The following is a 15448-nucleotide window of genomic DNA, read 5'->3' as shown; positions in this document are numbered from 1 at the left end:
CGCCCCCGCAACCCCTCCAAAACTACTTTCGCTTTGGTCTTGCCGTCAAAGACCCGCTTCCGCATCGCTGAATCCTCCTTGTGAATTCAGCCACAATCTACTCCATTCATCCTACCCTGTCACTAATGGGGAGCAGTATAGGAGTCCCAACTAAAATCAGATTGCCATCGTAGGTGCGGCTGATGGAGGAAAGGTTTCCGGTGGAAGGAAGGGCAGAACCGGAGAAACTTCCAGATGAAACACCATAGATAACACCGCCGGAAATAGTGCCAGTAACTTGGTTTTTAATCTGATCGAATTCGTTGTCATCGACCAACTTATTACCGTTTAAATCCGGAATAGCAGGGGGAAACTGGTCCGGCAGATAGCCATCCGTCATATCGGCTTCATCGGTGGGGTAATTCATATAAAGGTTGCCGTATTGCGATAGGGGTGAACCGGTCGTATTGGACAGGGCCGTAGAGACCAAGGGCTCTACGATGTGTCCATTCGAACCGTCCAACTTCATACCCGAAATGGTGGAAGTGGAGATGCTTGAAAGTGGATTGCCTGAGTTGTCCGTTACTATTCCGCGGCTGTAAAGGGTACCGTAAACTTTGGAATCCGAAGAACCAACACGAACCATCAGGTTCTGAAGTGAAGCAATTTTAATCCGGTCAAAGCTCCCATTTTTTGAGGCATCCTTGTTCCAAAAGCGGTCGGCATTGTCGAAGGTAGCGTGGCACATAATGCAGTTCACCTGATTGGATAAAAGGGCGTAGTCAAAACCCCGAAAAGGAACGCCTGTAACCGTATAGACGGCTCCGATTTTTGAGTTGATTCCGTCCGCCTCTGAACCGAAGGAAACGATTTCAAGCTCCGTCACGTTACCCGGCTTGTCCCGACGGCTGACCTTTACGCTGTCCACTTTTGCGGAGCCACCCACCGTATGATTTGCGTTGACCTTGATGCAGGCCCCGTTGCTTAGACCTATGGAGGCGAGGTAGGTTTGAAAGGCGTTGATATCACCCGTGGAGCCGGCCGACTTTGGCGGGCTGGTTAAAACGGCATTTACATATGAGTTCCAAATCGTCTGCCGCCCAAGCATTACCCCCGCTTCAGCGGCATAGGATGCCCGGGTGCTGCGCTGGGTGTTGCTGGAAATGCTTTGATCGGTCGTGCTGGTCTTCAAGGAAACCAGACCAATCAAAAGCACGAGCAACAGTACCGAGATTGCGATGATGAAGGCAACCCCTCTTTGACTTTTTAAATAGTTTTTCATTTTACTCCTCCTTTTTTCAGTTGCTCAACAAATAGACCGACGAGGTAAGCCGCCGCAGCCGATGGCCGCCGTCAGCTTTCCAGTCCGGATCGGATTCCGTCGTGGCCGCGGTTAGGTCAATGGTAACCAATTTAATGGTGTCGTTGACTGTTGGAGCATCGACCAAGGTGCCGTTGGAAAGGGTATACTGAAAGTTCAAATTACGCAACCCTTCGGACAACTGTCCCGTATTGCCCAAACCATCCCGCTGTACTAAAACGGGGTTCACTGAATCTGTTTGGTCCACGTAGTATTTGAATTCGATTAATTTGACGATGGCGTCCCCGGGGACGCACCCGGCGGTTAGGGCCGGCTCGACAAAACTTATCTCATAAACTCCTTTTCCGTTATTTGTGTTAGTGGTGTTGATGGTCATCCACTGACCCGGGCCACCGGGGACTTTCCAGAAATAAAATTTGTCCCCCGCTCCCCAGCCGGTTATATCGTCCGTGAGCGGGATTTCCAGCCAGTCCTTATTGCCAGGGGCTATTGTGTTCTGCAAAAAGTGGGTGCCGGACTGGTTCGTGAAGCGGATGGTGACGGTGTCCGGATTGGTATTGGCCGCTTCGATGCCACGCAGTCCAGCCGGCAAAAGGGAGCCGGCCACTTTAAAAAGGTCGACTAAAAGGTTCAAGCTGGCGCGGGCGTTTTGCTGGGTATCGGATATCGAGGCCTGCACGTTGTTGACCTTGTTGGCGCTCAAATAGGCGTTGTAGGTGGCAACGACGACGATTGAAAGAATAAAAAGAGCGATTATTACTTCAACGAGTGAGAACCCTTTTTCGCCGGACTTGAATTGCTTGAAAACCGGTATTTTTTTGACCATTCTCTTTCCTCATTTCGCATATTTCGGCTGAAGGAAAACGCAAACAATAGGCCGGTTTTGAAAGAAAGAGGGGGGTATCTTCTTATCAGCCATTGGGTTGTCGTAAAATGCCACCCCAAAAACTCTAAAAAGGATGGGATTGGGACTACAAGTGAAGGAAATTATCTATACTTCTGCCGGTTTAAGCTTCCCAAATAAAATCAAACAGAATCGAGGAACCGGCGCCGATAACCACGGCGTAGGAAACCAAAGCTTTTACGGGATTGGCCAACTGTTCCCAACCCGCCCCCGCGAAGGCGGCTTTGGTGCCGGCCATCGCAAATATCAAAAGCGGGGCCAAGACGGGAAAAGCAAGAATTACAAAAAGCACTCCCTTGGATTCAGCCTTTGCCACCATTGCGGCTGAAAGGGTCGTGCCAGCCACCAGCCCCAAACTTCCAAGGAATAAAATCACCAGAAAGCCAAGGGTGTTTACCCCGCTCACATTGAGCCAGACAAAAAAGAGCGGCACCAAGACAAGTTCCAAAAAGAGGAGCAAAAGCAAATTGAAGCAGAATTTCCCCCAAAAAACGGAAGGGGGGCTGGCCAAAAGGCGCAAAGCCAAAATCGTTTTGGTTTCCTCTTCTTTCAAAAAGGAACGGGAGAGGCCGGCCGTTGAGGCGAAAAAAAGGGTGACCCAGAAAAAGGCGGAAAGGAGCCCGGGGGTCAGACTGCCCGCCCCCAAAGAAAAGGAGACCACGAAGACCGTCACAAGCCCGAAAAGTACAAGCAGGGCGGAGCTCCAGCGGCGGCGGAGTTCGGAGCGAAGCTCCTTTTTTAAGACGGTGCGGGTTTCAGCGGCCCAGCTCAAGTTTTTTATCCCCCCAAGCGTATTCGTTCGGGTCGTTGGTGGCCACCACGGCGAGGCCGCGCTTTTTCTGCTCGGCCAAAAGCTCGATCACGATTTTCGCTCCGGCCGTGTCCAGGTTGGCGGTCGGTTCGTCCAAAAACAGGAACTGCGGTTCAAGCAGAAAGGCCAAAGCATACTTTAAACGCTGGCGCATGCCCAAGGAGAATCCGGCCACCTCGTCATCCTCCCGCTCGCCGAGGCCGACGCGGGAAAGCGTTTCATCCACGCCCTCCGATTTGCGGCCCAAAAGAGCAAGGAAGAAGTTCAGATTTTCACGGGGGGTCAGCTCCTCGTAAAAGGAAAGGTCTGGTGAAACCATATAGAGATGACGGCGGCGGCGCTCCTTCGGGATTACTTCCATGGCGTCGCGGAACTCGATACGGCCGAAGCTGGGGGTCAAAAGCCCGGCGGCGATTTTGAGCAGGGTCGATTTGCCGCTCCCGTTGGGGCCGGCGATCACCAAGACCTCCCCTTTGGATACGGAAAAATCGAGTTTGGAGAAGACCTTCAGGTCTCCATAGAACTTGGAAAGTTCGGAGGCAGAAAGGGAGGCGCCCACTGAATTACCAGTCCCTGCGGTTGGCATGGCATCCGGGAGAATCGGGCAGGCCGCTGCAAGAGACGCCGTCGAAAAGCCCGAGGGGGGCCACAGTCGGGTCGAATTCCACGTCAAAGAGGCCGTTCACGTGCATCTGCCTACGACTTATCGGTTCTATGGCATTCAAACTGTCCACGGTGGCATAATGGCAAGTGATGCAGGGAATGGCAAGCGAGTCATGCTTTTTATGCCGGCCGGAGAGACGGGTGAAATCGTCCCCTGGAAGCGCCGCATGACAACTGCCGCAGAAAACCTCCCCCGAGCCGCCGTAGAAATACATTACGCGGTCCGTGTCGCCGCCGGGGAAGGCGCCATGGCAGTAGACGTTGGCGCAAGTGCCGATCGTGGTGTCGAAAACCGGAGGGCCGTAACGGGAGGAGAAAAGTTGGGGCAGACCGGAAAAGACCACTTCGGCCCGGCCATCGGCTCCACTTCCGCTGGGAGTAAAGTGAGTCGAAGAGAGCACAAAGGGTGGTTTGGCGTGGCAGGTTTGGCAATCCGTACCGGCAAAGAAAACACTTCCTTTAACCATAGCGGAATGACCGCCAACGCCGCGGTCGGAAAAGTTGCTGTCGCGGGCCAGCGAATAGGGAGGGGCACCGGAGTAGTCGCCGGCATAGCCACCGTGGCAGCCGACGCAAACATCAAGACGCTGGTTGTGGCAGCCAACGCAGGAGACGTCTGCCGTTCCCCCCGTGTACTCCTCCCCGTGGCAGCTTTTGCAGCCAAGACCGTATTCCGGCTGCAGGTTGTTCGAGAGAATGGCGGCCGGATGGTCGGCCAGCCAACCGGTGGGATGAATGCGCAACTGCGTCGGTCTGGATCTGCGGGCGGAGCAGCCAAAGGCGACTAATGAAAAGGCTATGCTTCCTGTTAAAAAAACAAAGCCGATGATTTTAGAATGTTGGAAGCGCATCGCTAATTGTCGTGGCAGCCGGCGGAGGCACAGGTCGGTTCGTCCGACTGGTGACAGGAAAGACAGTATTCGGCATCCCGGCGGGCTTCGATGGCATGGCGGGAGGGAACACCGGAGAGGGTTACGGTCCAGTTTGGTGCCGAGTGGGAAAGGGGCTGGACCGCTTCCGCTCTGTGGCAGGACACGCAAAAGCTTTCCACTTCATGGCAGCTTTGGCAGTCGGCCCGCTTGGCTTTCACATCCAGCGGGTGGGAATACAAGTAATTCACCGGATGGGTGGAGCCGAGCAGGTTGTCCCCCCGGTGGCAGGCAAGGCAGTTTTCTTCCTGCCGGTGGCAGGGGGCACAGGCGGAAGCATCCAACCCGGCGGCAAACTTGTGCGCGTGCGAAAAACCGGCAGGATGCATCAAACGGCGGAGGGTTTTGGCGTCCGAGTGACAGAGTTCGCATTCGGAACTTTGAGAGGCGCCATCGTGACAGCCGAAACAGGTTTGCATTTCCGGCATCTGGGCGGCGGTCAAGACCTCCTTGGCGTCCGAGCCGGGATGGCAGGTTAGGCAATTGATGTTATGTTCCACGTGCCGCTTGTGCGAAAAGATGGTTTTGCGTTCATGCGGCGGGTAGGTTTTGGTATCCTTCACGTCCCGATGACAGAGAGAGCATTCTTTGGAAGCCACCTGGCCGTTATGGCAGGTCAAACAAAGTTCCTCTTCAGGCAAAAGCAAATCGGCGGCTTCTTCGCTTTCGGCGGCGGCGTGGCAGTGGGAGCAGTCCAGCCCGAATTCCTGGACATGTTTTTTATGGTCAAAAATAATGGAGGAGGCCGGCAGGGTGAATTTGGCCTCCACCCCGCGCCAACTAAAATAAGCGACGACAGCCGCCGCCAGAAAAAGAGCGAACGTCAGCGGGCGGAGCAACTTCAATTCTTCACCTCAAATCGCCAGCGGGCGCGGAGGAAAAGACGGTTGTCGTAACGGAAGTCGGGATTGGAGAGTACTTGGTACGCTGCTTCTATGAAAAATTTCCTTTGGAATTGCCAGCCGATTCCCATAAGCAAATTAGCCACGCGGGATTCTTCATCCAAAAGAGAGTCCGCCCTGTCCGGGACAAGACGGAATTGGGACAGATCGAAAGCGCCGGTGAAGTGAAACGCCCCTTTTTGATGCGCGATGTTCGAAAATACGCCGTCATAGTTGCGCCCAAACCCCCCTGTCCGGCGATAGCCGAAGGAAACGCCGTCGGCCCGCAGGGCAACATCCATCCGGTAGCCGGTTTCGTCCTCATAGATAATCATTCCCGGTTCGACCTGAAGCCCAAGGCGTTCGGATAACGGGTAATCAAACCCGGCCCGCAGGTCGGTATAGCGGGTGGCCGGCAGGCGGGAGAAAACCGAGTATTGATAGAAAATCGGCTTGTAGTTGGCGGCTTCCAACTGGGTGGATAGGTTTTTCAGGCGCGGCAGGGTCAACCGGACGGTGTTGCGCACCAACTGCTCCGTGCGGCGATCGTAAACGGTTTTGCCGTAAAAGCTCCAAGTTTTGTAGAGATAGGAAATCTCACCAAAGCCGCCGCGGAAACGGTTTTGTCCGGCAAAAAAACGGGCCCCCCAGCCGGCTTTGAATTTGAAATAGGGGGAGGTCGAAACGGCCATTGAGGCACCCCAGGTCTGGTTTTTCTTGAGCGGTTCCACCCGGTCGGGAACGATTTGATTGACGGAGGCGCCATAGAAGCCGGCAAACTCGATGCGTTTTACCGGTCGGAGCCGGGCAAAAACGCCGTCTATGTTGGTTCCTACCGTTGGGAAAGCGAGAAACTGGCGGCCGACGCGCCAGTCAAGTATTCCGAACAAGCGTTCGTATCCCAAGTAGAGGTTATAGAAATTCGTCTGAATTTTTTTCTGCGGACCACGCAAATAATCGGAACGCAAGCGTACCGTGATGCCAAATTCGAATCCCTTTGAATTGCCCGCCCGGCCGAAATCGGCGGCCAAAAGCGAGAGGGTTTGGTACTGGCGGATGTGATTCAAGGAGGAGTCACTTGAGGTTTTGTCCTGGAAAAGATAGTAGGCGCTGTTAAAATGGCCGGTCAGTCGAAAAGCGAAAGCGGGCGAGACAGAGAGGAGAAGAAAAAGCGCAGGCCCGACTCGCTTCACGCACCAAAGTTAGCCCAAAGCGGCGAAAATTGTCAAGAAAAATAGGCATACGCGGCGCCCCAGCGGAGGCCGTGATCGGAGATAACCACTTTTTTAATGCGCAGCCGCTTCAGGATTTCCAAGAGAATAATGCCGCCGGGAACGATGATGTCGGCGCGGGCAGGGTCGAAGGAAAGCGTTTTCCTGCATTGAGATAATGGCAGGCGTGATAATTTTGCAACCTTTTCCCCAAGCACCTTTGGAGTAGTGTTGAATCCGTGTACTTTTTCCGCCTTGTATTTTTTTAATCCGAGCGAAAAGGCGGCCAAGGAGGTGGCGGTACCCCCCGTCAGGACGGCCAACGGGTAATTTTTTTGGAGCTTGAGTCGGCCAATTGTTTTGGCGGCCTCAAGGCGCAGTTTTTGCAACTCCGTTTCAAAGTATCTATTCATAGGCGTAAACTTTTCCTTCAATCGCACCGCACCGATTTCAAGCGAAACCTTGTTGGCAATCTTTCCGGCCTGCCCCCAGATAACTTCGCTGGAACCGCCGCCGACATCGATGACCGCGACTTTGGAATTTATCCTCAAACCGGAGGTGGCGCCCAAGAATTCGAGGCGGGCTTCCTCGGCAGCGGAAAGAACAAAGAAGGAAATACCCAATTCCTTTTCAAAATGCCGCGCAACAGCCCGACCGTCTTTGGCGCGGCGGAAGACATTGGTGCCGAGGGCCAAGAAGATGCCCGGTTTAAAACGGTCGGATTGTTTCTTTAATCCTTTCAAAGCGAGAAGTGTTCGGGCAATCGCTTTTGGGTTCAGCTTCCCTTTGCCGGACAGCCCCTTTCCCAAGCGTGGGGAGGCGACGGCTTGGTAAAGAATTTTTACCCGGCCATCCGTTTGCAGGCGAGCGATCAAAAGGAGGACGCTATTGGTGCCGCAATCAAAAATGGCGACCGTAACCGGCAGTTTTAAAGAACGTGAAAAACGAAGCATTTCAGATATTCGGTTTCGGGCATTGCCGCCAGAACGGGATGGTCCGGGGCTTGCGTTCCGTAATCGACCAGGCGCAATCTGCGGCCGGCTTTCAAGGCGGCCACATTTACCAACTCCCAAAGCGTTTGCCTGTCCATATGGAATGAGCAACTGCAGGTTACAAGGATGCCTCCAGGGACAAGCCAGTCCAGGGCGCGACGGTTTAACGTAAAGTATCCTTTTTTACCTTCATCAAAATGTTTCTTGCTTTTAATCAAAGCGGGGGGGTCCAAAATGACCACGTCAAATTTCCCGGCATCCTTAGGAGGACTCGCGAGATAATCGAAAATCTCCGCTTTTTCGAAGCGGATTTTGGTTTCCATCCGGTTCAAAAGGGCGTTTTCAAGCGCCAAATCCAAGGCAGATTGTGATTCGTCCACCGCCACCGCTCCGGCGGCACCGAAATGCAGGGCTGTCAGCCCCCAAGCGGCGGTGTAGCTGAAAAGGTCCAAAACCCTTTTTCCTTTCACCCACAACGCCAGTTTTTTGCGGTTTTCCTTCTGGTCCAAAAAGAAGCCGGTTTTCTGGCCGCTTTTCAAATCGACACTGAAGGCCAGTTTACCTTCTTGAATTTCTACGGTGTCCGGGACTTCGTCGGTGCAAACTTCGCGAAGCAACGGAAGCCCCTCCAATTGACGTAGGGGAGAATCGCAAATCCAGATTGCTCCTTTGGGACTAACTTTTTCCATAAATACGGGCAGCCAGTCGTTTTTCAGTTTCTCCATCCCCATGGTTAATACTTGAACGGCAAGATATTCGCCGTAGCGGTCGGCCATCAAACCGGGGAGAAAGTCCGATTCGCCGTAAACGAGGCGGCAGGCCTCTTTGTACGAGACCTGCCGGGGGGGGAAGGTCAAGGCCGCTTCGAGGCGGCGGCGGAAAAAATTGGGACCGATGGGATCCGGCTCGAAGCTCAAAATGCGGGCGGCAATCAGGGTGTTCGGGTTATAATAACCGATGGCCAAAAAGCGGTTCGAAGAGTCGAAGATTTCGGCCAGGCCACCTTCGGTAACCCCTTCCACTTTTTCGATCTCGTTCGAAAAAACCCAGAGATGCCCTTTTTTTATGCGATGCTCTTCATTTTTTTTGAGTAAAATTTTGGCCATAACAACCGGTTTTGACCGGAAGGTGGAAAGTATATCGGGACGGCTTCTTGGGCAAGAAATCAAAACGAAAGCCGGTCTGATAACCGGCTTTTAGAAGAAAATCAGGAGTGAAGAAAATCGGGTTTTCTATTTGGACGGAAAAGACACACTTCCGTCCGGATAAGGTTTCTGGCTATTCAGCGCGGTTTGGTAGGCTTTCAGAACCGCTTCCTCCAACTGCTTGCGCATGGCCGGGGTAATGGGATGGGCGATGTCCTGATATGTGCCGTCCGAACGGCGGCGGGAGGGCATCGAGACGAAAAAACCGGCCAGCCCGGAAATGATTTTCATCCCGCGCACCACAAAAACATTATCAAACGTGACGTTGGCAAAACCTTTCAATTTTGGCTCATCCTTGACGATCACCCGCACGTCGGTTATTTCCATTTTGCCTCCCTTCAGGCCGGCCGGCCTCCTATTGAAACGGTTGCACAGGTGGCCAGCGGGCGGACAATAAAAAAGCGGGGAGTGGGGGTGATGCCCGTTTTGTTCAAAAGATTTTGAATCAAGGCGCCATGTCCTCTCGTCTTTTCCGAAACGGCCCGCCGTTCGGATTTTTTGGGCACCGCCGCCCACACCGATGGCCCGGAACCGGACATCAATACCGGCTCGAAACCGGCGGAGGCAACGGCTTTCTTTAACTGCTCTACTTCCGGGAAGCGCCGGAAAACCGGTGCTTCCAAATCATTGGAGAAGAGGCATGCGCGTGGGGATCTTCGAGGGTCTTCTCCAATGACCCTTTTTTTTTCTGTTGGTAAAAAGTTACCCCTGTTTTTTACGCTTGTCAAGCTCAAATTGAGCGCTTGATACGCCCAGGGGGTTGATACTGAAACATGGGGGCAGACCAGAAGAATCGAATAGTTGGTCGGCAGGGAAAGCTCGTAGAGCATTTCTCCGCGTCCCTGAGCCTGGGCTTGGCCGGAGGTGAAAAAGAAGGGAACGTCAGAACCAATTTTTGAGCCCAAAAAGGCCAGCTCACTTTTGCTTACGGGTATTTGCCAGAGTCGACAGGCCCCCAAAAGGGCCGTTGCGGCATCCGAGCTGCCACCCCCGAGGCCCGCAGCGACGGGGATTTTTTTATCGATAACCACCCGGATCCCTTTTTTTGTTCCGGTGTAGGCCTGCAACAAACGAAGGGCTTTCGTAACCAAGTTATCCTCTTCCTGAATGGGGTGGCCTTTGGTCAGAACATGGATTTTTGAGCCGGGATGGAAAGTCAGACGGTCAAAGAGTGAGACGGCCTGCAGTACCGTGTCGATTTCATGGTAGCCGTCGGAACGCTTGTAAAGAACTTTTAAATATAGGTTGATTTTAGCCGGAGCCAAAAGGGAAAACATGGCATTAATACCGGCTTTCCCACCAGAAATTGCTGCCAAATTGCAAGCTTACGAAGCGGTCGCGGCTGGCGGCACCGGAAACGTTGCCAAAGTTGTCCCGATTTCTGGTGCCAATATCCATTCGAGCAAAGAGGTTGGCCTTATATTGATATGTGGCTGAAAACTGGAAGGTCAGAGATTTCTCCACCACACCCAGGGGAAATTCGGCGAAGGGAACCTTCAATGTCTGCACGGCAACGCTGTCCTGCCCCTTGCGGCGGTATTCGGCCGAAAAGCCGGCGTCGAAGCTATTGCTGAAATATTGCCGGTAGCGGAACAAAACGTAATCGCCGCTCGGTCCCAACGGGGCACCGATGGGGACATTGTGATAGAGATAGAGGTTGTAATAGCGGTTCTGGCCGTACACGTAATTGTTGATGCGGCTGTATTCCAGATTCAGGGAATTGTTTTTATACGGGCCGAGTGAACTGGCGAAAAATCCCAAGCGAATACCGATCTGTTGCGGTTCGGAGCAATCGCCGAAGATGCAGTCGTACTGGAAATCGTCGATTAAAAGCTCCCCATAGTGGGCAAAATTTTTGAACGGAGTGACATTCCAGTCGATAGCCCAGATAGGATTGTCGTCCTTGAAATTGTTGTACTGCTCGCCATAAAAGGGGACAAAGGGCATCAAATAGTACCATTCAAACTTGCGGTTCGGGCCGCCGTATAGCACTACCTCCGACAGAGAAAGCTCCAGCCAGTGCCAAGGTTTGACAGCCAGCCTGTGGGCGGAGAAGTAACGCGGAACTGTATCGAAAGGGGTGACGGGATTGATGGCATCGTCCAAACGGGTAAAGAAGAACTGGAAACGGAGCGCTTTGTAAGTGGCTTTGAACCGAAGCATGTCGAAAGGAGGCGGGTTGGGGGAAATCAAATCCACTTCAGCAAAACCGGGACCCCACTGCAGGCGCTGGCGACCAAAGATCAAATCAAAATATTTATAGTGATATTTCAAGTATGTGTCGTCCAGCGTGCCGCCCAAGTCGTTGTGCGTCCAGGCGCGGGCGCGTACTGACCGGTTTTTGCTTACGTGGTTTTCCACTCGGAACCGGCTGCGGAAATAGAATCGCCCGTCGAGTTCGGCTCCAACATACGCATTAAAAACCGGCTTATGAAAGGGTTCCCTTTCTTTGTGGAAATCGGATTTGAGATTGAATGCAGAGCCCCAGCGAAAGGTTAAAGAGGAGGTGGTATCGTTTAGCTTTTCTTTTGATGCCAGCTCCACTTTGAATTCATCAAAGAGCCGCTCAAAAAGCCAATACTGATGAGGTTTCAGATTCAGCGTATTTTCCTCCAGTTCCCGCTTAACGGACTCAAGTTCGGCGGCGATTTCACCCCGCGTATAAGGTTTGTCGGCGACGAAGAGATTGGGGAAAAAACCCTGAAAGTGCAGCTCGTCGATGACTGGGTAGACCCAAGAATCGAGAGGGATTTCTTCAAGCTGGTTGGAAAACGTCTTTGGAAATAGGGTCAAAATAAGAAGCGGGAGGGCGGCCAGCGCCTTTGTGATTTTTGTCATCCGTGGCTTAAATACCAAAGAGGGGGATTTTCGTCAAGACGAAAAGCTCAGGTTAGGTAAAACCTACTTGGGCCACAGAGATTTCAACTGTGCGATTCTTATCCGAACAAAGCCGGTTTGCCCAAGAAGCGGCGGAGGGTGCCGATTTTGCCGGTGTGATAACCCTCGTGCAGAGACAGAGTTTGCAGGGCCTCCCGTAGGTTTTTATAAAACGGCGATTCCTCGCTTGGTTTTTTATTCAAATCGGCCGGACGGATTCTGGCCAGTTTGCTTCGCAGGGCCTTGCGCACGGCGGTCATTTTTTTCAGCACTTCATCTTTGGTCACGCCGCCCACGGCGGAGGGGTCCGAGCCAGTTCTGAATTTGGGGACGAAGTTTTCGTCCAAAAGGGATTGATTGAAAAAAAGTTTCAGCACGGCATTTTCAATGACCGCCAGATGCCCCAGCGTCCAGACCAAACTCGTGCGAATCGGCTCGGCCACTTTTTGGGCCTCCTCCTCCGTAAAATCGTCAATGCAAGCCAACGTCCAACTGCGGATGGTATCGAGCTGTTTGAGCAGGACTTTTTTTTCGGTCATAGCTACTCCTCCTGGCGGATGAGAATAAATAAAGGGGTGGAGGTTGTAAAGGCTTTCTATCCGCCAACCATGATACCTTCACTTGACGCGGAAAGAGAAAGAGGTAAATTGTTGCCCTTCGCTTGGCTTATAACCAGCCCGGCATTGTTGCAGCGTGAAATTTAGCTGCTGAAGTCATACAGGACAACTACGTGGGACACGCATACACACCCGGACTTAAAGTAACCGATCATTTGGTCATCACCAAAAAGCGGATTCTGCCGCTCAAAGGGGAGGTTTTGGTCAAAGTTGGTGACCAGGTGACCCCGGATACGGTAGTGGCGCGCACCCATTTGCCCGGGCCGGTCGAGCCGGTGAACGTGGCCAACATTCTGGGACTGGCCCCTGCCGATGTGCCCGAGCACATGCTCAAAAAGGCCGGGGATGCGGTGCAGGAAGGGGAGGTCATCGCCGCGGCGAAGAGCTTTTTCGGGTTTTTCAAATCAGAATGCAAATCGAAAATCACCGGAACGATTGAAAACGTCTCCTCGGTCACAGGCCAGGTGCTTTTGCGCGGACAGCCGATGCCGGTTGAAGTGAAGGCCTATTTACCCGGTGAGGTAGTGGAAGTTTTCCCCAAGGAAGGGGTGGCCATTCGAGCCGCGGGTGCCTTCGTGCAGGGGATTTTTGGCATCTCCGGGGAAACGCACGGAGCATTGAAAATCGTCGTCCCCGATCGCAAGACCGTTTTGTCCGATGATTTGATTGACTCCAGTTGCAAAGGAAAAATAATCGTCGGCGGTTCCTTGGTCACCGCCGCGGCCTTGCGGAAGGCGATTTCGGTCGGGGCCGCGGCCGTCGTGGTGGGGGGGTTCGATGACAAAGACCTGCGGGACTTTCTGGGGTATGATTTGGGGGTGGCCATAACCGGTTCGGAGGAACTGGGGATTACGCTGGTGGTGACGGAAGGTTTCGGGCAAATTGACATGGCGGAAAAGACCTTCAACTTGCTTAAAAGGTTCGAGGGAAAACTGGCTTTGGCCAACGGTGCCACGCAGATTCGGGCGGGGGTCATCCGTCCGGAGGTCATCATTCCGCTGGAGCAAAAAGTCGCAAAAACCAAAGAAGAGCAGTTTGAACAGGAGGGGCTTTCAGTCGGCTCGCCGGTGCGGGTCATCCGCTCTCCTTATTTTGGCCGGTTGGGAAAGGTGACCAGCCTCCCCGTGGCACTGCAAAAACTGGAGTCGGAATCGCACGCCCGGGTTTTGGAGGTGGAGTTTGAGGATGGAAAACGAGCGGTCGTCCCCCGCGCCAACGTGGAAATGATTGAAGGATAAGCCCTTGGGGGGGGGCGAACTTACGAGATTTTTTGATTTTTCCCCAAAAAACTCTTGACAAATTCCGGTCGGCCTGCGTATTATTTTCTGGCATCTAAAATTATAGAAAGGAGTGGTTTTTGTGAGGTCTTTGGCCCTTAAACTATTCACCCTTCTGCTGGTGGCATTGTTGCTCCTTTCTTTCTCCGCCCCCGCCTTTGCCTTGCCCATCCGGTATTATTTGGTCATTAATGATTTGGATGAAAATCCTCATCCCCACGCAATGAAGTATGTATCGTTTTATATCGTGATTGCTCTGCCTTCTGGTGGTTTTATGTTTTTGCCCATTTTTGTGAAATCGAAAGCAACCTCCGAGAATGTTACCGAGATAAAGGATGTAAAGACCTCCGGCTCGCCACGGCTCGATGAATACATACAATAAAAAGCGGGAATTAGCGGCTAAGCAGTTAGAGCAGATTGATTCTTTGGTTCAGCAGAAGCGATACAATGAAGCTTTTGCGCTTTTGAGAGGATTGTCTCTCGATTTTGCTTCGGAAGCTCCTGCTCAGGAAACCGCCCTTTTTCATTATTTAAAGGCTTATGTTGGTTGGGAGCTTGGAGAAAAGAAACCCGCACTGGCTGAAGCCCGCAGGGCCCTGGAGATTTATTTGAGCTTACGAGATTTCGCGGGAATTGCAAAAGCGGAATGTTTGGTTGGTTCGCTCCTCGTCGATTTGGGAAATTTGGCGAACGCACGGGAGCATTTAAAGCAGGCCGTGGCTGGTTTCAACTTTGCCGGGGATGTGGCGTCGGCCGCGCGAGCATTAAATCAAGTCGCCTATCTGCACTATGTAAAAGGGGAGCTTAGGTTGGCTGTCCATTACAACAGAGAAGCTAAGGAATATGCCGTCAATGCCGGAGACAATTATTACAGCGTGATTCTATCGGGCAGTTTAGCCGCTTACCAACTTTTTGATGGCCAGTGGAGACGGGCCATGGAGGATCTTAAAACTTATTTAGTTGAAACAAAGAAAATGGGGGATTTTTATAATCTCACAACCGGCCTAATACTATCGGGATTTGCGAAAAAATTAAGCGGCAGTTTTAAAGAAGCAAGAGAAGCATATCTTGAGGCTGTCAGGGTATCCACAAAGGAGAATCTCGCAGGCAATCTCAAGGTTGCCTATGAGTTCATGGTTTCGCTATGCATCGCCGAAGGCCGCTTTGCGGAAGCCGAGGATTATCTCAAAAAAGCAATGGAAATCGGGGAGCGGGTCAGCCCCTACGGCACGATTATGACCCAATGCTGGCGGTTGATGGGGGATTTGTACAACGCCAAAGGGGAGCCGCTAAACGCCTTGAAGGCCTACGAGACCTGCGAAAGCTATTTAATCAAACTGCCGGAGGAACTGGAGCGGGGGGCCTGCTTCGTGGGCCGGGGCGTGGCTTTTGCCAAACTGCAGCAGTGGAAGGTCTCCCGCGACTGTTTTGAGAAGGCCTTGGATGTTTTCGACCAGTGCGAAAACGATTGGGAGACGGCCAAAGCGGTGGTAACGGCGGTTGAAGTCGGCGCTTATTCCGCCAAACAGGTCACCCTTCAGCTTGTGACCGCCAGGGAACTTTTCCAAAAGTTGGAGCATCCGGCTTGGGAGCAACGGGTGAGTAAGCTTTTGGCCAATTCCCCGGAGCCCTTGGAACCCCTCCCCTACTTTGCCAAGAAGGAAAACTTCGAGAAACAGGAGATTTTGGCTGCCTTGGAAAAAGCCGGGCAGAACAAGACCCGGGCCGCCGAGCTTTTGGGCCTTCCCCGCCAGACCCTTCAGCACAAAATCAAGAAACAC

At 52.8% G+C, this 15448-nt stretch carries 16 protein-coding genes; 3 read left to right on the top strand and 13 right to left on the bottom strand.

Annotated elements, in window-relative coordinates:
- Nucleotides 1-106: 106 nt before the first annotated feature.
- The 13 genes from VNL73_00145 to VNL73_00085 all read right to left on the bottom strand — a co-directional run bounded on the left by VNL73_00145 (nt 107) and on the right by VNL73_00085 (nt 12312).
- On the bottom strand, nt 107-1261 hold the full coding sequence (locus VNL73_00145; GenBank protein ID HXF47822.1) for a PilX N-terminal domain-containing pilus assembly protein: 1155 nt from the start codon (nt 1259-1261) through the stop codon (nt 107-109).
- A 16-nt stretch (nt 1262-1277) separates the two neighbouring features.
- A complete protein-coding gene (locus tag VNL73_00140; protein ID HXF47821.1) occupies nt 1278-2126 on the bottom strand; it encodes a prepilin-type N-terminal cleavage/methylation domain-containing protein in 849 nt (282 codons plus the stop codon).
- A 181-nt stretch (nt 2127-2307) separates the two neighbouring features.
- Nucleotides 2308-2976 (bottom strand): heme exporter protein CcmB, encoded by a 669-nt coding sequence (locus VNL73_00135; GenBank protein ID HXF47820.1) that lies wholly within the window; start codon nt 2974-2976, stop codon nt 2308-2310.
- Nucleotides 2960-3574: an ABC transporter ATP-binding protein gene (locus tag VNL73_00130; GenBank protein HXF47819.1), complete on the bottom strand. Its 615-nt coding sequence runs from the start codon at nt 3572-3574 to the stop codon at nt 2960-2962. The genes VNL73_00135 and VNL73_00130 overlap by 17 nt, the downstream gene beginning before the upstream one ends.
- A 4-nt stretch (nt 3575-3578) precedes the next feature.
- Complete coding sequence (locus VNL73_00125; GenBank protein ID HXF47818.1) at nt 3579-4529, bottom strand: CxxxxCH/CxxCH domain-containing protein; 951 nt, start codon at nt 4527-4529, stop codon at nt 3579-3581.
- Between the two features lie 2 nt (nt 4530-4531).
- Entirely contained in the window at nt 4532-5452 is a 921-nt protein-coding gene (locus VNL73_00120) for a cytochrome c3 family protein (GenBank protein ID HXF47817.1), read from the bottom strand.
- Entirely contained in the window at nt 5449-6681 is a 1233-nt protein-coding gene (locus VNL73_00115; protein HXF47816.1) for a hypothetical protein, read from the bottom strand. The genes VNL73_00120 and VNL73_00115 overlap by 4 nt, the downstream gene beginning before the upstream one ends.
- Before the next feature lie 32 nt (nt 6682-6713).
- Nucleotides 6714-7652, bottom strand: a complete 939-nt coding sequence (locus tag VNL73_00110) for a hypothetical protein (protein HXF47815.1) — start codon at nt 7650-7652, stop codon at nt 6714-6716.
- Nucleotides 7628-8797, bottom strand: a complete 1170-nt coding sequence (locus tag VNL73_00105) for a class I SAM-dependent rRNA methyltransferase (GenBank protein ID HXF47814.1) — start codon at nt 8795-8797, stop codon at nt 7628-7630. Before VNL73_00105 ends, VNL73_00110 begins: the two co-directional genes overlap by 25 nt.
- A 126-nt stretch (nt 8798-8923) precedes the next feature.
- Nucleotides 8924-9223 (bottom strand): SpoVG family protein, encoded by a 300-nt coding sequence (locus VNL73_00100; GenBank protein ID HXF47813.1) that lies wholly within the window; start codon nt 9221-9223, stop codon nt 8924-8926.
- Between the two features lie 11 nt (nt 9224-9234).
- On the bottom strand, nt 9235-10173 hold the full coding sequence (gene ispE / locus VNL73_00095) for a 4-(cytidine 5'-diphospho)-2-C-methyl-D-erythritol kinase (protein ID HXF47812.1): 939 nt from the start codon (nt 10171-10173) through the stop codon (nt 9235-9237).
- 4 nt (nt 10174-10177) lie between these two features.
- Nucleotides 10178-11734 (bottom strand): capsule assembly Wzi family protein, encoded by a 1557-nt coding sequence (locus VNL73_00090; protein ID HXF47811.1) that lies wholly within the window; start codon nt 11732-11734, stop codon nt 10178-10180.
- 98 nt (nt 11735-11832) lie between these two features.
- The gene (locus VNL73_00085) at nt 11833-12312 is read right to left on the bottom strand and encodes a DinB family protein (GenBank protein HXF47810.1); all 480 of its coding nucleotides are present in this window, start codon (nt 12310-12312) and stop codon (nt 11833-11835) included.
- Nucleotides 12313-12503: 191 nt separating this feature from the next.
- On the opposite strand from VNL73_00085, the gene VNL73_00080 reads away from it, so the two are divergent.
- The 3 genes from VNL73_00080 to VNL73_00070 all read left to right on the top strand — a co-directional run.
- Entirely contained in the window at nt 12504-13628 is a 1125-nt protein-coding gene (locus VNL73_00080; protein HXF47809.1) for a hypothetical protein, read from the top strand.
- A gap of 130 nt (nt 13629-13758) precedes the next feature.
- Nucleotides 13759-14049, top strand: a complete 291-nt coding sequence (locus tag VNL73_00075; protein HXF47808.1) for a hypothetical protein — start codon at nt 13759-13761, stop codon at nt 14047-14049.
- A 226-nt stretch (nt 14050-14275) separates the two neighbouring features.
- Nucleotides 14276-15448, top strand: a 1173-nt coding sequence (locus VNL73_00070) for a helix-turn-helix domain-containing protein (protein HXF47807.1), incomplete at its 3' end; no start/stop codon positions are given.

This window comes from Verrucomicrobiia bacterium, from assembly GCA_035574275.1.
In the GTDB taxonomy this organism is placed as follows: domain Bacteria; phylum Zixibacteria; class MSB-5A5; order DSPP01; family DSPP01; genus DSPP01.
Note: the sequence above shows the minus strand (reverse complement) of the source record. Positions and strands in the feature narration are given on the sequence as shown.